General features: G+C 53.2%; 21 protein-coding genes. 18 read left to right on the top strand and 3 right to left on the bottom strand.

Annotated elements, in window-relative coordinates; genetic code table 11:
• Positions 1–285: 285 nt before the first annotated feature.
• The 12 genes from purE to nrdG all read left to right on the top strand — a co-directional run bounded on the left by purE (position 286) and on the right by nrdG (position 12,231).
• Positions 286–771 carry a 5-(carboxyamino)imidazole ribonucleotide mutase gene (gene purE, locus ACGG90_RS05840; RefSeq protein WP_390407007.1) on the top strand — a complete coding sequence of 162 codons (486 nt, stop codon included), beginning with the start codon at positions 286–288 and terminating at the stop codon, positions 769–771.
• Positions 764–1,882 (top strand): 5-(carboxyamino)imidazole ribonucleotide synthase, encoded by a 1,119-nt coding sequence (gene purK / locus ACGG90_RS05835; RefSeq protein ID WP_390407004.1) that lies wholly within the window; start codon positions 764–766, stop codon positions 1,880–1,882. Before purE ends, purK begins: the two co-directional genes overlap by 8 nt.
• Positions 1,882–2,604: a phosphoribosylaminoimidazolesuccinocarboxamide synthase gene (gene purC, locus ACGG90_RS05830; protein ID WP_390407001.1), complete on the top strand. Its 723-nt coding sequence runs from the start codon at positions 1,882–1,884 to the stop codon at positions 2,602–2,604. Before purK ends, purC begins: the two co-directional genes overlap by 1 nt.
• Positions 2,597–2,848, top strand: a complete 252-nt coding sequence (gene purS / locus ACGG90_RS05825; RefSeq protein ID WP_390406998.1) for a phosphoribosylformylglycinamidine synthase subunit PurS — start codon at positions 2,597–2,599, stop codon at positions 2,846–2,848. Before purC ends, purS begins: the two co-directional genes overlap by 8 nt.
• A complete protein-coding gene (gene purQ, locus ACGG90_RS05820) occupies positions 2,845–3,528 on the top strand; it encodes a phosphoribosylformylglycinamidine synthase subunit PurQ (protein WP_390406995.1) in 684 nt (227 codons plus the stop codon). The genes purS and purQ overlap by 4 nt, the downstream gene beginning before the upstream one ends.
• Positions 3,515–5,722, top strand: a complete 2,208-nt coding sequence (gene purL / locus ACGG90_RS05815; protein ID WP_390406993.1) for a phosphoribosylformylglycinamidine synthase subunit PurL — start codon at positions 3,515–3,517, stop codon at positions 5,720–5,722. The genes purQ and purL overlap by 14 nt, the downstream gene beginning before the upstream one ends.
• The gene (gene purF, locus ACGG90_RS05810; RefSeq protein ID WP_390406991.1) at positions 5,707–7,161 is read left to right on the top strand and encodes an amidophosphoribosyltransferase; all 1,455 of its coding nucleotides are present in this window, start codon (positions 5,707–5,709) and stop codon (positions 7,159–7,161) included. The genes purL and purF overlap by 16 nt, the downstream gene beginning before the upstream one ends.
• Positions 7,158–8,165 carry a phosphoribosylformylglycinamidine cyclo-ligase gene (gene purM, locus ACGG90_RS05805; protein ID WP_390406988.1) on the top strand — a complete coding sequence of 336 codons (1,008 nt, stop codon included), beginning with the start codon at positions 7,158–7,160 and terminating at the stop codon, positions 8,163–8,165. Before purF ends, purM begins: the two co-directional genes overlap by 4 nt.
• Positions 8,162–8,716, top strand: a complete 555-nt coding sequence (purN, locus tag ACGG90_RS05800; RefSeq protein WP_390406985.1) for a phosphoribosylglycinamide formyltransferase — start codon at positions 8,162–8,164, stop codon at positions 8,714–8,716. Before purM ends, purN begins: the two co-directional genes overlap by 4 nt.
• A 13-nt stretch (positions 8,717–8,729) precedes the next feature.
• Positions 8,730–10,253, top strand: a complete 1,524-nt coding sequence (purH, locus tag ACGG90_RS05795; RefSeq protein ID WP_390406983.1) for a bifunctional phosphoribosylaminoimidazolecarboxamide formyltransferase/IMP cyclohydrolase — start codon at positions 8,730–8,732, stop codon at positions 10,251–10,253.
• A gap of 29 nt (positions 10,254–10,282) precedes the next feature.
• The gene (gene purD, locus ACGG90_RS05790) at positions 10,283–11,518 is read left to right on the top strand and encodes a phosphoribosylamine--glycine ligase (RefSeq protein WP_390406980.1); all 1,236 of its coding nucleotides are present in this window, start codon (positions 10,283–10,285) and stop codon (positions 11,516–11,518) included.
• Between the two features lie 98 nt (positions 11,519–11,616).
• The gene (gene nrdG / locus ACGG90_RS05785) at positions 11,617–12,231 is read left to right on the top strand and encodes an anaerobic ribonucleoside-triphosphate reductase activating protein (RefSeq protein ID WP_390406977.1); all 615 of its coding nucleotides are present in this window, start codon (positions 11,617–11,619) and stop codon (positions 12,229–12,231) included.
• Positions 12,232–12,326: 95 nt separating this feature from the next.
• Here nrdG and ACGG90_RS05780 read toward each other — a convergent pair whose 3' ends face one another.
• Both ACGG90_RS05780 and ACGG90_RS05775 read right to left on the bottom strand, forming a co-directional pair.
• Positions 12,327–13,388 (bottom strand): sensor histidine kinase, encoded by a 1,062-nt coding sequence (locus tag ACGG90_RS05780; RefSeq protein ID WP_390406974.1) that lies wholly within the window; start codon positions 13,386–13,388, stop codon positions 12,327–12,329.
• A gap of 12 nt (positions 13,389–13,400) precedes the next feature.
• Positions 13,401–14,075, bottom strand: a complete 675-nt coding sequence (locus tag ACGG90_RS05775; RefSeq protein ID WP_390406971.1) for a response regulator transcription factor — start codon at positions 14,073–14,075, stop codon at positions 13,401–13,403.
• Positions 14,076–14,200: 125 nt separating this feature from the next.
• Here ACGG90_RS05775 and ACGG90_RS05770 point away from each other — a divergent pair, with 125 nt between their 5' ends.
• Both ACGG90_RS05770 and ACGG90_RS05765 read left to right on the top strand, forming a co-directional pair.
• On the top strand, positions 14,201–14,977 hold the full coding sequence (locus ACGG90_RS05770) for an ABC transporter ATP-binding protein (RefSeq protein WP_390406969.1): 777 nt from the start codon (positions 14,201–14,203) through the stop codon (positions 14,975–14,977).
• Entirely contained in the window at positions 14,955–16,964 is a 2,010-nt protein-coding gene (locus ACGG90_RS05765; RefSeq protein WP_390406966.1) for an FtsX-like permease family protein, read from the top strand. The genes ACGG90_RS05770 and ACGG90_RS05765 overlap by 23 nt, the downstream gene beginning before the upstream one ends.
• A 38-nt stretch (positions 16,965–17,002) precedes the next feature.
• On the opposite strand, the gene ACGG90_RS05760 is transcribed toward ACGG90_RS05765, so the two are convergent.
• Entirely contained in the window at positions 17,003–17,536 is a 534-nt protein-coding gene (locus ACGG90_RS05760) for an antibiotic biosynthesis monooxygenase family protein (RefSeq protein ID WP_390406963.1), read from the bottom strand.
• A 57-nt stretch (positions 17,537–17,593) separates the two neighbouring features.
• On the opposite strand from ACGG90_RS05760, the gene ACGG90_RS05755 reads away from it, so the two are divergent.
• From ACGG90_RS05755 to ACGG90_RS05740, 4 genes are all read left to right on the top strand, one after another.
• The gene (locus ACGG90_RS05755; protein WP_390406960.1) at positions 17,594–18,340 is read left to right on the top strand and encodes an MBL fold metallo-hydrolase; all 747 of its coding nucleotides are present in this window, start codon (positions 17,594–17,596) and stop codon (positions 18,338–18,340) included.
• A 231-nt stretch (positions 18,341–18,571) separates the two neighbouring features.
• Entirely contained in the window at positions 18,572–18,997 is a 426-nt protein-coding gene (gene spx, locus ACGG90_RS05750; protein WP_390406957.1) for a transcriptional regulator Spx, read from the top strand.
• Positions 18,998–19,728: 731 nt separating this feature from the next.
• A complete protein-coding gene (locus ACGG90_RS05745; protein ID WP_390406954.1) occupies positions 19,729–20,679 on the top strand; it encodes a N(4)-(beta-N-acetylglucosaminyl)-L-asparaginase in 951 nt (316 codons plus the stop codon).
• A 9-nt stretch (positions 20,680–20,688) separates the two neighbouring features.
• On the top strand, positions 20,689–21,984 hold the full coding sequence (locus ACGG90_RS05740) for a Sapep family Mn(2+)-dependent dipeptidase (RefSeq protein ID WP_390406951.1): 1,296 nt from the start codon (positions 20,689–20,691) through the stop codon (positions 21,982–21,984).
• The last annotated feature ends 103 nt before the right edge of the window (positions 21,985–22,087 follow it).

Raw genomic sequence — 22,087 nt, 5'->3', positions numbered from 1 at the left:
GTGATCGGGTCGGACAACTCAAGCTGTCAACGACTTGAATAAACCACATGGACCACTGCCCATAATTTGCGAATATGACTAAGGCGAATCCGATGCTTTTGTCATTAACCGAACATTATCGATGTCAGCCGCTGTGGAAAATCTCCCAGCGGCTTTGTCATGCATTGATTTTTGTCAAAACACGAACATTACAATTAATTCAATGGCATTTCGTGCGTAAAACGGGTTGTTTTTGGCGAGAACGCGTGCTAGACTACAAATATCATAAGAAAGCGGGTGACGAGTTTGAAAGTGGCAATCGTGATGGGATCCAGCTCGGATTGGCCGACGATGCAGTTGGCTGCCAAGCAGTTAGAAGCACTGGCGATCCCGTACACAAAGCACGTGATCTCGGCGCATCGGATGCCTGATGCACTGGCAGAGTTTGGCAAGTCGGCACGCAGCAATGGCATTGCGGTGATTATTGCAGGTGCTGGTGGGGCTGCGCATTTACCTGGAATGTTGGCGGCAAATACCACGGTGCCGGTGATCGGGGTTCCAGTCAAAACCCGAACATTAAACGGGCTAGATTCGTTACTGTCGATCGTGCAAATGCCTGGCGGCGTACCAGTGGGCACTATGGCCATTGGTGAAGCCGGTGCCACCAACAGTGCGTTGTTTGCTGCCAGCATCTTGGCAGTCACTGACGGTCAAGTGGCTGCATCATTAGCCGCTTTTCGCGCTGAACAAACCCGCAAAGCGACAGAAAGCGAGGCCTTGCTCGATGATTAAAACCATCGTCCCACCAGCGACGATCGGCATCGTCGGCGGCGGTCAACTCGGCCGGATGCTGGCCCAAAGCGCCAAACAAATGGGCTATACCGTCGGCGTCTTAGACCCGACGCCAAGCGCGCCTGCAGCGCAAGTGGCCGACTTTCAGATTCAAAGCGAATACGCTGATGTTGAGGCATTGATGCAATTGGCCAAGCGCAGCGATGTGTTGACTTATGAATTTGAGAATGTCGACTTAGCGGCCCTTAAGCAGGCGCAAGCTTTTGCCGAATTACCTCAAGGCACGCGCTTGTTGGCGCTGACTCGCCAGCGCATCAGCGAGAAGACGTTTTTGCAAGATCACGGCATTCCTACAGCCGCTTTTGCCGCGGTACCAGATGCCCAAGCGCTGGTTGATGCTGTGGCGCAAGTCGGGATGCCAGCCATCCTTAAGACGACCACTGGCGGCTATGACGGTCATGGCCAACTCGACATCAATTCTGAGGCTGACTTTGCTCAAGGTCAGCAATTGGCGGCTCAAGGCCCATGTATTCTTGAACGGCGCGTGGTGTTCCAACGCGAATTGTCAGTGATGGTCACCCGCGACGGTAACGATGCCGTGCGCATTTTCCCGGTAGTGGAGAATCGGCATCAAGACCATATCTTGCATACCACCATCGCCCCGGCGCAAGGCGTTAGTGCCGCCTTGCAGCAGCAAGTCAGCGAGTTGGCGACGACGATTGCTGAGGCGTTGGATCTGCGCGGGGTGTTAGGCATTGAGATGTTTGAAACGCCAGATCAGATCTTGGTCAATGAGCTGGCGCCGCGTCCCCATAATTCCGGCCATTATTCGATCGAAGCGTGCAACTTTTCGCAATTTGACGCGCATATCTTAAGCATTTGCGGCTTGCCGATTCCTGAGATCAAGCAGCTGCAGCCGGCAGTGATGCGCAATTTGTTAGGCGCTGACCTCACCTTGGCGCGGCAAGCTTGGCCGCATCATCCTGAATGGCACATGCACGATTATGGCAAAGCGCAGATCCGCCCACAACGCAAAATGGGCCATCTCACCGTGCTGGGCGAAGATGTGGACACGTTACTTAAACAGGTGCAATTGGAGGAGAAAGACTAGTGGAGAAGACAGAACTGCTGTATACCGGTAAGGCCAAAACGATGTATGCCACAGATGACCCGCAAGTGTTATGGGTCGAATACATGGATCAAGCCACGGCGTTAAATGGCAAGAAGAAGGTCCAAATCGACGGCAAAGGCAAACTCAACCGTCAGATCTCCAGCTTGTTGTTTGAAGAACTCAACCAAACCACGATCCCGACGCATTATCTCAAGACTTTGGATGAGACCACGATGCTGGTTAAGAAATGCACCATGATTCCGCTTGAAGCGGTGGTACGCAACTATGCCAGCGGCAGCTTTGAGCGCAAATTCCAAGTTGCGCATTTGATGGCGTTAGATCCGGCGGTGCATGAATTCTTCTACAAGTCAGACGCCTTGGACGATCCGTTTATCAACGACGAACAAGCCATTGCGTTAGGCTATGCGGATAAAGCCACGATTGCTGCGATCCATCAGTTGTCAGATCAAGTCAATGCCTACCTCAAAGCGCGTTTTGAAGCCATTGGCATCAAGTTAGTTGATTTCAAGTTGGAATTTGGCCGCTTGGCTGATGGCACCTTGGTGTTAGCCGATGAATTGTCCCCAGATAACATGCGCTTAGTCGATGAAGAAAGCGGCAAGTCATTAGATAAAGACGTTTTCCGCAAAGACCAAGGGCCGCTGACGCCTGTGTATGCTTCTGTCCTCGCTCGCTTGAAAGAAGGAGTCCAACATGTATAAAGCCAAGATCTTCGTTAACTACAAGCCAAGTGTCCTAGACCCTAAAGCCGAAGTGATCAAGAACACCTTGAGCCGGCTTGGCCAAGACAACGTCAAAGACGTCACCGTTGGCAAATACTTCGAAGTGTTGTTGACAGGCGACAAAGCCGCAGTCGAGCAGCAAGTTGATCAGTTATGCGATCAGATGCTGGCCAATGTCAACATGGAAGCATACCGCTTCACCTTAGAGGAGGTTTCTGCATGAAAGCAGCCGTCTTAAGCTTTCCTGGCTCCAATTGCGATGATGATCTGTTATGGGCAGTTGGCGAAATCGCCGGGCAAGATGCGACTAAAGTTTCGGCTAACGCGACCAGCCTGGATGGCTATGATCTGGTGTTAGTACCAGGCGGCTTTTCTTATGGTGATTATCTGCGCAGCGGCGCGATTGCCAAATTTGCGCCGGTCATGACGGCTTTGAAGGCTTTTGCTGAAGCTGGCGGGTATGTGCTGGGCATTTGCAACGGCTTTCAGATCTTGACGGAAGCCGGCTTGTTGCCAGGGGCCTTGCAATGGAACACCAGCCTTGAATTCATTTGCGAACCAGAACCGTTGGTGGTGGTCAATAACACCACGGCCTTCTCCAACCAATATCAAGCAGGGCAAACCATCAGTCTGCCGATCGCGCATGGCGAAGGCAATTATTACGCTGATGATGAAACCTTGGCCCAAATCGAAGCCAACCAGCAAGTGGTGTTTCGCTATGTGCATAACCCTAACGGCAGCCGCAACGACATTGCCGGCTTGACCAATGCTCGCGGCAATGTGTTAGGTATGATGCCGCACCCGGAACGCGCAGTGGAAACCTTGCTTGGCGGCACCGACGGATTAGGTGTTTTTGCCAGCTTGATCGAAGCCACGAAAGGAGCCGCTCATGTTGCAAACTGAACCAACGCCAGAACAGATCAAAACCGACAAGCCATATTTGAACTTAGGGTTGAGTGAAGCTGAATACGATTTGTTTGCCGAACGCTTAGGCCGCTTGCCGAATTATACCGAAGTGGGTTTGCAGTCAGGCATGTGGAGCGAACACTGTTCTTACAAGTATTCCAAGCCGATCTTAAAGACTTTCTGGACCAAGAATGACCGCGTGTTGATGGGGCCTGGTGAAGGTGCTGGGGTGATTAGGATCGGTGAAGGCAAAGCCGTGGTTTTCAAAGCGGAATCGCATAACCATCCCAGCGCCGTGGAACCTTATGAAGGTGCCGCAACTGGCATCGGCGGGATCATCCGCGATATTTTCTCCATTGGTGCCAAGCCGGTGGCAAGCTTAGATTCGCTGGCTTTTGGCACGACGTTTGACGCGCATAACAAGAATTTGATCGATCAAGTGGTGGCCGGTATTGGCGGTTATGGCAACGCCATTGGGATCCCTACCATCGGCGGCGAGATCCAATTCGATGCGTCATATCAACTCAACCCCTTAGTCAACGCGATGTGTGTTGGCGTGATGGATGAAAAAGACATCCAAAAAGGCAAAGCGGCCGGGGTCGGCAATGCCATCATCTATGTCGGTGCCAAAACCGGGCGCGACGGCATCAACGGGGCCAGCTTCGCTTCGGCGCAATTCAAAGACGATGAAGACGCGGATCGCTCGGCGGTGCAAGTTGGCGATCCGTTTATGGAAAAGCTGCTCACTGATGCATGCTTGGAAGTGACGCGCGAGCACAAAGACGCATTAGTCGGTATTCAAGATATGGGTGCGGCAGGTTTGGTTTCCAGTTCTGCAGAAATGGCCAGCAAAGCCGGCTTTGGCATGACGATGGATCTGGACTTGATCCCACAACGCGAACCTGGCATGACGCCGTTTGAGATCATGTTGTCTGAATCACAAGAACGGATGCTGTTATGTATCAAAGCCGGTCATGAGCAAGAAATCTTAGACTTGTTTGCCGGCTATGAACTGGATGCCGTGGTGTGCGGCCGCGTTGAAGCCGGCCATCAATACCGCTTGCTGCATCATGGTGAAGTGGTGTGCGATATTCCGGTCAGCTTGTTGACCGATGATGTGCCAATTTACACCACCACGCCTAAACAACCGGCGCGCTTGGCGCATCCGGCGGCAGATTTTGTCCCGGAAGTTGCTGATGTGACCGCGACGCTTAAGGCGCTGTTGGCTTTGCCTAACATCGCTTCAAAGCGCCATTTATTCAAGCGCTATGATGCCCAGGTGCAAACCAACACCGTGATCGCCCCAGGCGGCGATGCAGGGGTGATCCGGGTGCGCGGCACCCATCGGGCTTTGGCAATGACGGCGGATTCTAACGGCCGCTTGTTGGCGCTTGATCCCAAGCTTGGCGGGGCGATCACCGTGGCTGAAGCGGCGCGCAACCTTGTTGCTACCGGTGCTGAACCGCTGGGGATCACCGATTGTTTGAACTATGGCGATCCAAGCAAGCCGGAAGTGTATTACGAATTGCAAGAATCTGCCGCAGGGATCGTGGAAGCAACCAAGGTTTTCAACACTCCGGTGATTTCAGGTAACGTTTCCTTATACAACGAAACTTCTGGGGTCGGCATTCATCCCACGCCAATGATCGGCATGGTTGGCTTAATCGAAGACTTGCAAGCCATCACCACGGTGGCCTTTAAACAAGCAGGCGATTTGGTTTATCTGATCGGGGCGACCGGCGATGATTACAATGGTTCAAGTTTGCAGTATCTGCAAACCGGCACTTATGCGGGACGCTTAAGCGGCTTTGATCTGGCTAGTGAAAAAGCCACCCAAGACCTGATGCTTAAAGCGATCCGCGCGCACTTGGTCAATGCTTGTCATGATTTGTCTGATGGCGGCTTAGGCGCCGCTTTGATCGAAATGGGTGCCGCTAATCGCCTAGGGGTGATCGGCGAAACCACGCTTTCGCCAGCGCAGTTGTTCAGTGAAACGCAAGGCCGCTTTGTAGCGACGGTGCCAGCTGAATTGCGCCTTGAATTTGAACAAATGATGGGCACCAGCGCGGCGCAAATCGGGATGGTGTCTGATGGTGCGGTGCGCTTGGTATTACAAGACCAAGTGCTTGATGCAAACATTGAGACACTGGCCAAGATCCAAGAGGAGGCTCTGGCATGCCAGCTGAAGTAAAAAGCTTAAACGAAGAATGCGGCGTTTTCGGGGTGTGGGGTGATCCTCACGCGGCGGCTTTGACGCATTTGGGTTTGCATACTTTGCAGCATCGCGGCCAAGAAGGGGCCGGGATCGTGGGCTTAACCGACCACGGCTTGCATCGCCATTACGGCTTTGGCTTGGTGTCGGAAGTCTTTGCTGATCCGCAAAGCATTCGCGCGTTAGCCGGCACGGCTGCGCTGGGCCATGTGCGCTATGCCACAGCCGGTGGGCGGATCTTAGAAAATATTCAGCCATTATTGTTTCGCTTCACCCATGAATCGATTGCGTTGGCCCATAATGGCAACTTGACCAATGCGTTGAGCTTGCGGGATAAATTGGAGCAATCTGGCGCAATTTTTCAGTCCACTTCAGATACTGAAGTGCTGATGCACTTGATCCGCCGCAGCAAGCAGCCCACGTTCAAAGCGCAGCTGTGTGAAGCGCTTAATCAAGTGCATGGCGGCTTTGCCTTTGAGTTGTTGACAGAACACGCTTTATACGCGGCGGTGGATCCTAATGGCTTTCGGCCGCTGGTGGTGGGGCAATTGCCTTCTGGCGGGTTTGTCGTGTGCAGCGAAACGGCGGCGTTGACCGCAGTGGGGGCGACGTTTATCCAAGACATCGAACCCGGGCAGCTGATCATTATTGACGATGCCGGCATGCACGTTGAAGCTTACACGACGCACACCCAACTGGCGGTGTGCTCGATGGAATATATTTATTTTGCCCGGCCTGATTCAGAGATCCACGGCGTGTCAGTGCATCAAGCCCGCGTAAGAATGGGCGAGCGCTTAGCCAAAGAACAACCGGCAGTCGGCGATATCGTCGTTGGGGTGCCTAATTCCTCCTTGTCTGCTGCTTTAGGCTATGCCCGCGCGTCTGGGATCCCTTATGAAATGGGCTTGATCAAATCCCAATACATTGCGCGGACGTTCATTCAACCTACCCAAGCACTGCGCGAGCGCAGTGTCCGCATGAAGTTGTCGCCGGTATTGCCAGTGGTGCGCGGCAAGCGGGTGATCTTGGTCGATGATTCGCTGGTGCGCGGCACCACGGCCATTCAGCTGGTGCAATTGCTTAAAGATGCCGGGGCCAAAGAAGTGCACCTGCGTATCGCCAGCCCGCCGTTGCGCTTCCCGTGTTTCTACGGTATCGACATTCAAACTACTAAGGAATTAATGGCCGCCAATCACAGCATTAGTGAAATGCGCGATTTGCTTGGCGCCGACTCTTTGGGTTTCTTGTCCACACAAGGGCTGGAAGAGAGTGTCGGCTTAAGCACCGATGCGCCAAATGGCGGCTTGTGTGTGGCATATTTCACCGGTGACTATCCAACTGGCTTAGATGATTATGAACAAACCTTAAAACAAGAACTGGCCAAATTACAGATCAACATTGCGGAGGTATCGGCATGAGTTTCGATTATAAAACCGCCGGCGTTGACGTCGACGCCGGCAACGCAGTGGTATCGGCCATTGCGCCAATGGCCAAAGCCACGCAAGATGCCAACGTGTTAGGCGACCTAGGCGGCTTTGCCGCAGCTTACAAAATGCCGCAAGTGGCCAATCCGGTGTTGGTTTCAGCAACAGATGGCGTCGGCACCAAGTTGTTACTGGCCTTGCAATGTGATCAACATGACACAATCGGCATCGACTTAGTAGCCATGGTGGCCAATGACTTAGTGGCAGATGGCGCCAAGCCGTTATTCTTCTTAGATTATTTGGCCACTGACGCTTTGGTGCCAGACCGTGTGGCGACGGTGGTGCGCGGCATCGCTTATGGCTGCAGCTTGGCAGGGATGGCTTTGATCGGCGGGGAAACCGCTGAAATGCCTGGTATGTACCCCCAACACCATTATGACTTAGCTGGCTTTGCGGTTGGCGTCGCCGATCAAACGAAATTATTGCCGCAACACGTTGCCGCAGGGGATGTTTTGATCGGGCTGCCGAGTACTGGCGTGCATTCCAATGGTTTCTCCTTGGTGCGCCAATTGCTGGCTGAAACCAATTTGGGCAATCAGCCGTTAAAAGACGGCACCGAAATCACCACTGCTTTGCTGGCTCCGACGCGCATTTATGTTAAAGCGGTGCTGCCGCTGATCGAAGCGGGGTTGGTGCATGGCGCAGCGCACATCACCGGCGGCGGGTTTGAAGATAACGTGCCGCGGATGCTGCCAGCTGATTTGGCGGCGGCATTTGATGTGGCGGCATGGCAGTGGCCGGAATTATTCACCCGTTTGCAACAAGCCGGGGAATTGAGTCTGGCGACGATGCGGCGCACCTTTAACCTAGGCATAGGCATGGTGTTGGCCGTGGCGCCAGAACACGCCCAAGCGGTGCTTGCCCAAACGCCCCACAGCAAGGTGATTGGAACAGTGGTGCCGCGTGAAGCTGACGCGGTGATCTGGAGGGAAGCATGAAACAATTGATCGTGTTTGCGTCTGGTAATGGCAGCAATTTCCAAGCCTTGGCTGAGTATTTTCAAGGCGGCCAACATGGCGCTGAAATCGAATTGCTGGTGTGTGATCATGCCGACGCTTATGTCTTACAGCGGGCTAAGCAAGTAGGCATCAAGTCACTTGTGATCGACTATACCGCTTATCCCAATAAGGCTGCTGCTGAAACTGCCCTATTGGCACAGCTGCCAGCTTGTGATTTAATCGTCTTAGCGGGGTTCATGCGGATCATCGGCCCGACGTTGTTAGACGCTTATCCCAACCAGATCATTAACTTGCACCCGGCATTGTTGCCGAGTTTTCCGGGACGCAGCGGGATCGCCGACGCTTATGCGTATGGGGTCAAGGTCACTGGCGTTACGGTCCATTATGTCGATGCCGGCATCGATTCCGGACAGATCATTGCCCAAGAACCGGTGAAGGTCGCTTCAGGCATGTCCTTAGCCGAACTTGAAACCGCGATCCATGCGGTGGAGCATCAGTTGTTGCCTCAAACGGTAGAGTCTTTATTATAAAGGAGCGGATAGCTTGAAACGTGCATTATTAAGTGTTTCTGACAAAACTGGCCTGGTCGAATTTGCCCAAGGCTTGATCCAACGCGGCTTTGAATTGGTGTCCACAGGCGGCACCCACAAGGTGTTGGCAGACGCCGGCTTGGCAGTGACGCCAGTCGATGAAGTCACCGGCTTTCCAGAGATGTTAGACGGGCGTGTGAAGACGCTGCACCCGCGCATTCACGCCGGGATCTTGGCGCGGCGGGATTTGCCGGCGCACATGGCGGCTTTACAAGAACACGACATCACACCAGTTGATGTGGTGTGTGTGAACTTGTATCCTTTTGCCGAAACCATTAAGCAAGCTGGCGTGACCCGCGCTGAAGCCATTGAGCAAATCGATATTGGCGGCCCCAGCGCCTTGCGTGCCGCGGCCAAAAACAGCGACAGTGTCTGGGCCGTGGTTGATCCTGCCGATTATCCCGCAGTTTTGGCCGGCATCGATGCCGATGACGCTGATTTGCGCCGCCAATTAGCGGCGAAGATCTTTGCCACGACTGCTGCTTATGACGCGCAAATCGCGGCTTATCTTGATCCGGAGCCGTTTCCTGAAACCTTCACCCCAACTTACACCAAGCGCCAAGCACTGCGCTATGGCGAGAATTCTCATCAACAAGCAGCCTTCTACGCTGCCCCTGATGCGCCAGCGTCGAGTTTGGCCAATGCCAAGCAGCTGCATGGCAAGGAATTGTCGTACAACAACTTTAAGGATGCTGACGCTGCGCTGACCATGGCCAATGAATTCACCAAGCCGACAGTGGTTGCCGTTAAGCACATGAACCCATGTGGGATCGGTTCTGCAGACACCATTGAAGCGGCTTGGGACAAAGCATATGCGGCTGATTCCATGTCGATTTTCGGGGGGATCATCGCCTTAAATCGCAACGTTGATTTGGCCACTGCCACCAAGATGCACGAATTGTTCTTGGAAATCGTGATGGCACCAAGCTTTGATGATGACGCTTATGACATCTTGGCCAAGAAGAAGAACTTGCGGATCTTGCAAGTGCCGCTGGCTTCAGCCACTGAAGTGCCGCATGTTGAATCTGTTTCGCTGGTTGGCGGCTTGTTGCGCCAAACTTCAGATGATAAGGTTGAAACTGCTGATGACTTAACCGTTGTGACGGAAACCAAGCCTACGGAAGCTGAGATCAAGGCGTTGTTGTTTGCCCAACAAGTGGTGAAACACGTTAAGTCCAACGCCATTGTGATCGCCAAAGACGGTCAAACGTTAGGCATTGGGGCAGGGCAAATGAATCGGATCGGTTCAGTCGAAATCGCCTTGAAACAAGCCCAAGAAAATCCTGAGTTTGCCGGGGCAGTGATGGCCTCTGATGCCTTCTTCCCAATGGATGATTGTGTCGATTACGCGGCCAAGCATGGCATCCATGCCATCATTCAGCCAGGCGGCTCGATTCGCGACAAAGATTCCATTGCCATGGCCAACAAATATGGCATCGCCATGGTCACCACCGGCGTGCGCCACTTCAGGCACTAGTCGAATAACAAGGGAAAGAAGGATCGTTCATGGTCAACGTATTGATCGTCGGCAGCGGCGCGCGCGAAAGTGCTTTAGGCAAAGCGTTCTTGCGCTCCCCGCAAGTTGCTAAAGTGTATGTCGCCCCGGGTAATGCCGGCATGCCGCTTGTGGGCTTGACGGTGTTGCCAGTGGCAGAAGATGATTTTGACAGTTTGAAGCAGTTTGCCAAAGATGATGTCGCCTTGACCTTCATCGGGCCAGAAGCACCATTGGCCAAAGGAATCGTCGATGCCTTTGAAGCTGCCGGGCTGCCTGTTTTTGGCCCGACTCAAGCATTGGCCCAACTGGAATCCAGCAAGCAATATGCCAAAGCCTTCATGCAGCGCCATGCACTGCCCACTGCGAAAGCGACGGTGGTGCATACCCAAGTTGAGGCGTTGCAAGTGCTTGACGAATACGGCGCGCCAGTGGTGATCAAAGCCGACGGATTGGCAGCCGGCAAAGGCGTGACGGTGGCTAAAACCACGCAAGCCGCGCAAGCTGCGATCAATGCGTTGTATGCCGATCATCCTAACGCTTCAGTGGTGATCGAAGAATGCCTGACTGGTCAAGAAGCTTCTGCTTTGGCGATGTTTAATGGCAGTGCTTCGGTGATGTTTCCGCTGGCTCAAGACCATAAGCGGCGCTTTGAACAAGACGCCGGGCCTAATACCGGCGGCATGGGGGCGATCAGCCCGGCGCCGCAATTTAGTGACAGCCAGCGCCAACAAGCCCACCAGTTGGTTGAACAAACCTTGGCGGGGATGGTCCAAGACGGCTTGAATGGTTGCGGGGTCTTGTATGTCGGCTTGATGTTTACGCCAGAGGGACCGAAGATCTTGGAGTACAACGTGCGCTTTGGCGATCCGGAAACCCAAGTGCTGTTGCCGCAAGTCACCAATGATTTCTATCAAATCGTGGTCGACTTGTTGGCTGGCCGCTCGCCACAATTGCATTTGGATGGGCAAACTTATTGCGGCGTGGTTGCCGCAAATCCCGGCTATCCAACAGATACCAGTCAAGATTATCCGGTGGTCGTGCCAGATGCCACCCAGCGGACTTATTGGCTGCCTGCCGGGGTACGCCAAGGCACCAACGGCTTGACCGCGCATGGCGGCCGCATTTTCACTGTGATTGGGGCAGGCGCTGACTTAGCCGCCGCCAAAAAGCAGGCCTACGCACGCTTAACGCCGTTGGTGGGTGAGTTGGGCTATCGCCGCGACATTGGTTTGCATGCAGAATAATCAAAAATTGCCGACTACCAGATATTGTGGTGGTCGGCTTTTTGGTTGAATGAGAGGCTATATGTGGTATGATGAAAGGCGAATAGAGGAGTGTGGACATGTCTGAACAATTACATCTGTCTGGCCAACAATTGCAGGCCGCCGTTAAGTTACCCAACAACCCCAAACCCAGTGAGTGGCTGGCTAAAGATCTGTCGCAACAATACATTGCTGATTATAAGGCGTTCAACTTCGTGGATGGCGAAGGGGTGCGCTGCAGTTTATATGTGTCAGGGTGTAAGTTCAATTGCCCGGGCTGCTACAACAAAGCTGCGCAGAATTTCCGCTATGGCAAGCCTTATACCCAAGCGCTGGAAGATCAGATCATCAAAGACCTCAGCCAATCATATGTGCAAGGCTTAACGCTGTTAGGCGGCGAACCGTTCTTAAACACGCAAGTTTGCTTGAAGCTGGTCAAGCGGGTGCGCCAAGAATTCGGCCACAGCAAAGACGTTTGGAGCTGGACAGGTTATACTTGGGATGAGCTGCAGGCGGATTCTGCCGACAAGCTGGAATTGCTAAGCTTGCTGGATATTCTAGTCGATGGGCGGTTCTTAGAAGCGCAAAAGGATCTGACCTTGCAATTTCGCGGCAGTGCCAACCAGCGCATCATCGATGTCCCTGCCAGCTTGCAAGCCGGCAGCGTGAAGATCTGGTCAAAGTTGACCAAGTAAGCAGGCCTGGGCCTGAGTGCTTGTAAATCGCATGAGCATAAAATTAAGTACAAGCAAAATCCGCCTTGTGAAGCTTATCTCACAAGGCGGATTTTTTATCTTGCCACAGGCTGTTCACTAAGGTGGCTGCCAGAATCCCCATAAAAGGCCAAGTTAGGGAAATGGATCGTCACAGCGGTGCCAACGTTAGGCGTGGCGGTGAGGCTGAGCGAGTGGCCTAAGCGCTTGGCTAGTTCTTGGGCTAAATATAAGCCTAAGCCGGTTGCTTTGACATTGGCATTGCGGCCGTTGGTGCCGGTGAAGCCTTTTTCAAAGACGCGGTGTTGTTCGTCGGGTTGAATCCCGATGCCGGTGTCTTTGATGGTTAAGGTGACTGCGGATTTGGCCTGCGCCACAATGGCGGTAATGCTGCCGCCATCTGGTGTGTACTTAATGGCGTTTGAGAACAATTGCATCAAGATGAAGCGCAGCCACTTGGCGTCGGTGGTCACCAGCGCGTCTGGGCCTTCAAAGTTGAAGCGCAAATGCTTGCTGATGAAGCTGTTGCGATTGGCGATCACCACTTCGTTGACCAGCGCTTGAAGGTGATAGTCTTGCAACAAATAATCTTTGCTGAAACTTTCCAAGCGGGAATAATACAAGACTTGTTCGACATAATGATCCACGCGATCCAGTTGCACGTTCAATTCGTCAAGCGCAGCGCTTGGCGCTTGATCTTCCATCGATTCAGTCAATAAGGTCATTGCCGCCAGCGGGACTTTGATTTCATGCACCCAAGAATCAATGAACGCTTGATGGTCGACTGCCGCTTCTTGCAGCTGGGTGACAGCTTGGCGATGGGCCAGCAGGGTTTGGTTGAAAGCTTCGATCATGATTGCTTCTTCGTGATTAGCAGAAGCGGGCAGCGGCCAATCCAACGCTGCGGCTCTGGCGGCGGTGCGCGCTTGCCACTGGCTGATAAAGCGGCGCTGGTGGCGATAGTCGATCAAACAAAAGCCCAACGCCAGCAGCGTCACTAAGCTGCTGATATAAACGACAGTGTCTAAATGGACCAAGTGCATCGGATCCAGCCACAAACCGCCGCCTAGCAGCAATAAGCCCAACCCATAGCCCACCACAAATAACCGCCGGTCGTGCAAATACGCTCGAAAACTCATGCCGCCACGCTCCTAATTGATGATATAGCCTGCGCCAACGCGGGTTTGGATGTAATCTGGTAAGCCGGCTTCGGCAATTTTCTTGCGCAAGCGGTTGATGTTGACCGTCAAAGTGTTGTCATCAACAAACCGCGCATCTTGCCACAACGCTTTAAGCAGGTGTTCGCGCGTCACCACGCTGCCATGCGCGCGCATCAAGATCTGCAAGAGCTTATATTCGTTCTTGGATAAGTTGATGGCAGTGGCGCCGACTTGCGCCGCGCCGGTTTGCAGGTCCAGCATTAAGCCGTTGTGTTCCAGCGTTTGAGTGCCGCCTTCTGTGTAGTTGTAGGTCCGGCGCAACAAAGCGTTGATCTTGGCGATCAAGACCTCCATGGCAAAAGGCTTGTTGACGAAATCATCGGCGCCAAGGTTCATGGCCATGACCATATCCATGTTGGTGTTGCGACTGGAAATAAAGATCACCGGCACATGGCTGGCAGATCTGATTTGTTGGACCCAGTGGTAGCCGTCGTAAACCGGCAAGTTGATGTCAAGCAGCACCAATGCAGGCTGACTGGCTTGAAACTGGGCATAAACATTGTTGAAATCGACCACCAGTTCCGGTTCCAGCTGCCACTTGGTCAAGGCTTGGGCGATCAAGGTGGCGATGGTGTGATCATCTTCTACGATCATGATTTTAAACATGGCGTAACCTCCATGGCTACATTCTAGAGAATAACGAGCAGTTGAGCAAGGGCGGAAGTTTTTTGGTATGATGAAGGTATTACAATGTCGGGCCAAGTTCATGACTAGGCCAAAGGAGTGGTCGTATGCAGCGGGTCAGCGTGGATCATCTTACTAAGGTATATGGGCATCGTTTCAATCGGGTCAAGGCGTTAAGCGACTTGTCTTTTCAAGTTGAAGCCGGCGAGTTCGTTGGGATCATGGGTCCCAGTGGTGCCGGCAAGTCGACTTTGTTAAACATGTTAGCCACGCTTGATGTGCCAACAGCTGGGGCGGTATATATCGATAAAGTCGATGTGACCACGCTGTCGGCTGCTGAATCGGCCAAGTTCCGCCGTGAGCAATTGGGCTTCATCGTGCAAGACTTCGACTTATTAGACGATTTGTCAGTCGCTGCCAATATCCGCTTGCCGCTGACCTTTGTGCCGCCATTGCCGCCGGATCTGGATCAGCGGCTGGCAGAAGCCAGCGACTTGTTGGGCTTGACGCCGTTATTGACGCGCTTTCCGCCACAGCTGAGTTTAGGCCAGCGCCAGCGGGTGGCGGCAGCACGGGCGATCATCGCTAAGCCGCAATTGGTGTTGGCCGATGAGCCAACTGGAAGCTTGGATTCGATGGCAGCCACGGAATTATTGCAATACTTGGCCAAGATCAATCTTGAGGCGGATACGACGATCATGATGGTGACGCATGATGCGTTTACCGCCAGTTTCTGCAACCGGATCATCTTCATTCGCGACGGGGCGTATTTTGCCGAAGTGACGCGGCATGGCAGCCGTCAAGAATTCTTTAACCGGATTATCGACATGGAAGCGACCATCAACGGAGGAGGCAGGCACAGTGTGGCAGTTGACACGCACTAATCTCTTGCGGCATCGCGGGATGCATGTGGTGTTTGCTGTGATCTTGGGGATCTTGGTGACTGTGGTGTATGCCATTGCCGCCTTGGCCACCAATGCGCCGTTGTTGACGATGTTGAGCAAAGGCGTCGGCCACCGCAGTATGTTTACCGGCGGCTTATTGGTCGTGTTGTGGGTGCTGGCTGCCTTTTGTTTGGTGTTTATGGGCTATCTGAACAGTTTGTTGATGCAGCGGCGGCACGGAGAGTTTGGTTTATATCGGCGCTTAGGCATGCCTACCGGGCGCTTAGGCGTCAGCTTGGCGTTAGAGCTGTTTATCAGCGGGTTATGGGGCTTGGCTGGCGGCTTGATCGGCGGGATCGTGTTTTCTAAGTTGTTGGCGATGGTGCTGTTGCGCTTATGCGATATCAATGCGCAAGTGGGCTTGCTGATTTCCGGCTCGGCCTTGCTTGAAGTGAGCATCGGGGTCGCATTGGGCTTGGGGCTGTTAGGTGCCTTGCGGATCATCGGGGTGTGTGGGCGTGATCTCACGCGCTTCAGGCATGTTAACGACATTGCGATCAACAGCCAAGCGCCTGGGGCCTTGATGAAAATCGGCGCGGTAGGCGGGGTGTTGTTGTTAGTTGCGGCCACCAGCGTGATCATCCAGTTGTTTGTGTGGTTCAGCCGCCTCACTGCGACGTTTGGCGGCACGATTGGGTTAGGCGTGTTGTTGCTGGCGCTATTAGGCACTGAGATCTGCGGGGTGTATTTGCTTTATGCCGCAAGCTTGCCAACGCTGGTGCATAGCTTGATGCAAACCACTTGGGCGCAAATCGCGCGGCGGCAGTTGATGCTGTCGCGGTTATATGTGCGGTTGCGGGCCAATCGGCAATCATTGTGGCTGACGACATGGTTGACGACGGTGACGCTGGTGATTTTAGGAGCTGCGGCGATGTTTTATCAATATGGCATGACTGTCGTCGACCAAGATGTGCCAATGGCAGTGGTGGCCAGCACCCAAGGCCGCCAACGCATTGCCAAGCAGCTGGGAGCCAAGCCGCCGCAGGTGCGCTTAACCACCAAACTCGCCAGCGGCCATGTCCAGTTAAAAATGCGCAACGGCCGTGATGCGCAAGAAAAAAGTGTCTACCAAGTGCTCAGCCAAAGTGCGTATCGGCGCATTCAACAAAAGCAGCCCGGTTTGGCGGATATCGACTTAACTGGTCAAGCCGCGGTGCTGTTGACGGTGGGGCAAACCTATTATCAAACCGCCACTTGGAGCAACATCGGGCGGCAGGTGACGTTAAATGCCAGTGACCAGCACTTCACCATCAAAGCCTTAAGCAATGTTTTTCCTTTAGGCGGGGCGTTGTATTTTGACCGGGGGCTGGTGGTCAGCGATGCGGCTTATGCACGCTTAGAAGCACCTAAAGATGTCTTGTTTGGCTTTGCCCCCAGTGCCAAGCGCTTGGCGGCGGTGCAAAAGGCCTTATCAGCCTTCAGCCAGCGCAGTGAATATGTGGCGATCGATGGCCAAACGCTGGCAGGCAAGCGGCCGCTTCGTATCGTCAACGCTGCGCCTAAAGCGCCAAGCTTGGCGCGTGAAGCGTTAAGCTTGCGCAAGCCGGCGATGCATGAAATGCATGTGGTGTTTGGCTTTGTGTTGTTTGTGCTGGGGCTGTTAGGCGCTGTGATGTTGGTGGCGACTGCCAGCATCATGTTGTTGAAGCAGCTGGCCACAGAATTTGGCAGTACGGCGCAACGCCAGATCTTGTTGCGGTTGGGAATGCCGCGTTCAGATGTGGCCGCGCTGCGGCATATGCAGGTGATGGCAGTGTTTGGGCTGCCATGGTTGATCGGCAGTATCAATGCGGCGATCGGCATCCATTTGCTGCAAGTGACCTTAGATGGCACGTCCAACCGTTTCGTCTTGATCGCTTTTGCGGTGTATACTGTAGTGTACTTGGGTTTTGCGGCAGCCACAGCGACTAAAGGCGATCATGCGTGAGCACACAAAAAGCCGACACACAGTCGGCTTGAGGCACGTTATGATGGGGTTGGTTCGGCAAGTTCGTCGACTTCGGCGGCAGGATCAACGATTTGGTAATTGGCGTCGTGATAACCCAAACCACTGGCTGCTCTTTCGGCAAATTCATTGATCGGGGCCATTAGTGGGGTTTTCTTAGATGCAAAAACATCCAAGGTCCGCTCCCATTGTGACAACAAGACGTAATCGCGTTCTTTGGCGTCTTTTTCCAGCACCGCCAAGCTTAAGTTGCCTTGCAGTTGCGCGTGGTTTTCTAACAGCGCCTTGGCTTTAGCGATGAAGACCGGCGCTTCATCTTCAGTCAAGTGGAAGTATTGCAGCTGAATGTACCCCTTGGCTGCCAAAGGTGCGGTTTGCGCTTGGATCAGATACCGCATCGGCGCAACGAACGGCACTTTTGCCTGCACATCGACTAAGGCGTAGTTTTGTCCGTCGTGCAGCGGCTTCAATAATAGCATGGGAGTCGAATATTGGTTAAAGAATTGCTTCAAGAAATGTTGGGAGCCCAGAATCATTTGCATACGATTTGACATTTGTACCACCTCCACTAACATTATAACGCAGACCCGAATCAGAAAGGTGAGATTGTGATGAGATTAACAATTTTAGGTTACTATGGCGGTTATCCAGATCATGGCGTCGGTACCAGCGCATATTTGGTGCAATCAGGATCGTATAATCTTTTGATGGATGTCGGCAGCGGGGCTTTGCTGGCCTTAGAACAAGTGCTGGATCCTTTGCAATTAGATGCCGTGCTGCTGACGCATTACCATTATGATCACATGGCTGACTTTGGGGTGTTGCAATATTATTATCAATTGCATTCCGGCGCCAAGAAACACACGCCGCTGCCGGTGTACGGCCACACCAAAGATCCGCTGCATTATGCGGCGTTGACTTTTGATGGGTTCACCAAGGGCATGGGCTATGCTGGCGAATCCAAGCTGGAATTAGGACCGTTGACTTTGACGTTCTTAGAGACCCAACACCCAGTGCCGGCTTTTGCGGTGCGGATCGTTGAAAACACCACCGGTCAAGTCTTGGTCAATACCAGTGATACGCGGGCGTTTGCGGGGTTGGCCCCGTTTGCCAAAGATTGTGATCTGCTGCTGGCAGATACGAATTTCTTAGCCGACAAGCCGGCACCGCGCTGGCATTTGACTGCACCAGAAGCCGGGGCTTTGGCCAAAGCTGCCGGGGCCAAGCATTTGCTGTTGACCCACTTGCCGCAAGAAGTTTCGCTTGCGATCTTGCAAGCCCAAGCGCAAGCTGCTGCCGGCACGATCCCAGTCGACCTTGCATCGGAAAAGAATGTTATTGACTTAGGAACGTTATAAAAATAATTTTTATTTGATGCTTTGTAAAAAATGTAAATAATGCCGTTGATTCAGCGCTTCGCCGAGTTAACGGCATTTATTATTATTGCTCAATAATGTGCAATTACGAAAAATTTACGTTAGGGCATTATCTTTAAGAAAAAGTTTGTTAACGTGATTGTTTTGCGTATTGTCAATCCGGTATAATTAATCTTGTTAGGAAGACGCTTACATGAACAAGGAGTGGTAAATATGCCGGAACACAAGAATGGCGCACACACACTGTACTTCTTCTGGGCGCGCAACTGCACATCAAGTCGTAAAGCTGAAGAATGGCTGAAAGAAGCCCATATTGCCTATCAGCCTGTCGAATTGGTACCAGGGTCGCTGACCGCCACAATGGTCAAAGAAATGCTGAGACTATCAGAAAAAGGGACTGATGAGATCCTGTCGACGCGTTCGAAATATTATCCAGAACTGCAAGGGCGAATGGACGGCATGACCACAGAAGAGTTGGTGGACTTGATCGTTGAGCGGCCTGATTTATTGCGTCACCCGATCATGATCGATGGGTTGCGGATGCAAGTGGGCTTTCATGAAGACCAGATCCGCCGCTTCTTGCCGCGCGAGGTGCGTGCAATCGCTTTGCAGCAAGCGCAATTACTGGCAGGATTTTGAGAGGAGGCGGGAGTTATCGTTATTCATACGGGTATCACATAGGCCGCCATAGAGCGGTCTTTTTGATACCAAAGCAGAGCAAAGCGGGCCTAGCGGTGGATATAAGGCGGGATGACAGTTGGGCGTTCTTTGCCCAATTGGCGTCACGACTTATATCACGCCGCGTTGCTTTGCGCAGCTCGACGAAAAAAACCAGAGCGAAGCAAAGCGCACTTAGCGGATCAATTAGCCTAGCTCTCGTGCATGCGGCGTACCTTGCCGCGAGTGCGGGGGCGTAGCTAATTGCATCCGCGTTGCTTTGCGCAGCTCGACGAAGACCACAGCGTAAAAAGCGTGGATTCACGTTTGGGTCGGGCCCGAACAGGCGTTGCCCCACGCGCCTACGCAACCCCTGTCCTCCAGTGTTCGAATTAGGTTTGGGATTGACTCGGCTGGTGTACACTGATGGTTCACAGGGAAGGGATCAACCTCCGGCACAGCTGAGAATTATCGTGCGGCATTTGATGACGAGCTGTGTTTGATGATTTGCAAAGCCAGGCTATGGGATGTTTGGCAAATGCTGTATGTTCAGGGGAAATGACCTCGTTCGGATCACGGTTAAACCTTGTTATGGCAAGGGCGACATGCTGACGCTGCGCCACGTTTTTCACATAGAAATTTAATCTTAGATATTTTAATGACTTTCTCATTTGATGTGCTATGCTGGAAGAAAACAAATTGGGGGCTTGAAGATGACTTATGCGATGATCGGCACCTGGCGCATGGCGCTGACCGGATTACAAGCGGCAGCGCCGGCACTTAAAGCAGGCGGCAGCTGCGGGGATGCGGTGGAAACTGCGATCACTTCAATCGAAGACTATCCGTATTACAAGTCGGTTGGCTATGGCGGCTTGCCGAATCGTAATGGAATATTGGAAATGGATGCCGCGTTCATGAACGGGGACGATTATCAAATCGGGGCCATCGCCGGGGTCAAAGATTTGGCCAATCCAATCAAAGTTGCACGCCGTTTGGCGCAAGAGCGGGTCAATAACGTTCTGGTTGGCGTGGGCGCAGAAGATTACGCCAGTGAACACGGCTTTGCCCGAAAGACGATGCTGACGCCGCGCGCTTTGCAGTGGTATGCCAAGCGCTTAGCCGAGGTCCAACAAGGCAGTCGCCTGACCCCATATGATGGTCACGATACTGTGGGGATGGTGGCGTTAGATGCTGGCGGACACATGGCGGCTGGCACCTCCACGTCTGGGCTGTTCATGAAACATGCCGGGCGCGTTGGCGATTCACCGCTGCCAGGCAACGGCTTTTATGTTGATAGTCAAATTGGTGGTGCCGTGGCAACTGGCCTTGGTGAAGACATGATGAAGCGGCCGTTGTGTTTTGAAATCGTTAATTTGATCGGCCAAGGGATGCCGGTGCAAGCCGCAATGGATCAAGCGGTTTATGGTTTCATTGACAAGCTGCAAGCGCGCAACGGGCAAGTCGGTGAATTCTCTTATGTGGCGCTGGATGCACAAGGCAACTATGGCGTGGCCACCAATGTCGCATTTCAATTTGCCGTGATCAAAGCCGGCCAGCCGCAATTGTTCTTGGCCACGCCGCAAGCCGGCCATCAGGTGCAAATCACTTTAGCAGATCAAGCTTGGTTGGACGCTTATCAACAACGTGCTACCAAGCCGTTGTAGGAGGCAATCATGGATCAGATCCAAGCACAGCTAGCCGCGCAGTTAACGACTTATCAGAAACTGTTGAACCAAGTCATTCAAATTCAAAGTGTGCGCGGCACTGCCACTGCGCAAGCACCTTATGGGCCAGGCCCTAAAGCTGCGGTGACTCAGGCGTTGGCGATTGCGGCCAGTTTTGGGTTGCAGACGCACTTGATCGCTGATCGGGTCGGCTATGCCGAACTAAGCGGCGAAGATGCCGACTATATCGGGGTGCTGGGGCATTTGGATGTGGTTGCTGCTGGGGATGACTGGCACAGCGCGCCTTTTGCCTTAACCGTGGCGGGGGACAAAATGTTCGCCCGCGGCGTGTTGGATAACAAAGGCCCGATCATGGGCGCCTTGTTTGCCTTGGCGTTGTTGAAGCAGAATCGGGTGCCGCTCAAACACAGCATTCGCGTGATGTTTGGCACCGATGAAGAATCTGGCAGTTCAGACATTCCTTATTACCTGGCCCAACAGCCAGCGCCGATCGCCGGCTTCACCCCTGACGGCAAATATCCGGTGGTGTATGCAGAACGCGGCTTGGTCGGGCTATCGCTGACGACGACACTGCCTCAAGCAGCTTTGGCCCAACTGACGGCATTAAGCGGAGATTTTGGCGCGGCTTACATTCCAGATCATGCCCAGATGCAATTAAACGGCCGTACTTATCGCTACACCGGCGTGCGGGCACCAAGCAACGCTCCGGATACTGGAGATAATGTGATCGGCCAACTGGCAGCGGACTTGGCGCAAGCTAGCGGTGAGTTAGGCGAATATGGGCGCTGGCTTGCCGGGGTGATGGCAGACACGGATGGGACTCATTTAGGTGTGGCCTATCACGACGCGATTTCTGGGGCGTTGCAACAAAGTGTTTACGCGATCACCAAAGTTGCGCATGGCTTGCAGCTCGACTTATCGATGCGATATCCGGTGACCATGACGCAAGAAATGCTGTTGGCCGATTTGCACCAGCATTTGCCAGCGCACACTCAAGTCGAGGTGAAACGCGAGGTCCCGCGGTTGTATCGCGATCCTGACCAGCCAGAGATCCAAATCATGTCGCAAGTGTATGGGGAAGTGACTGGGTTAGCTAATCATCCCGTATCCACCACCGGGATCACCTATGCTCGGGCGATGCCAAACATCGTGGCGTTTGGCCCATCGTTTCCAGGGCAGCGCGGCATCGCGCATAAAGGTGATGAATGGTTGAAGATCAGTGATTGGTTGACGATGATGACCATCGATTATCATGCGATGGCCCGCTTGGCTAACGAAATATGATGGGTTTAGAGGCTGGGACATAAAGTGGTTTTAGCCGCTTGCGTTATTGGCGTTACTTTATGGAACGCGACGATGTGACTTGTGTCTTGCCCGTTTTTGATGC

This window comes from Lacticaseibacillus jixiensis (assembly GCF_042847315.1).
GTDB lineage: Bacteria > Bacillota > Bacilli > Lactobacillales > Lactobacillaceae > Lacticaseibacillus > Lacticaseibacillus jixiensis.
This window is presented reverse-complemented; position numbering and strand designations above follow the sequence as displayed.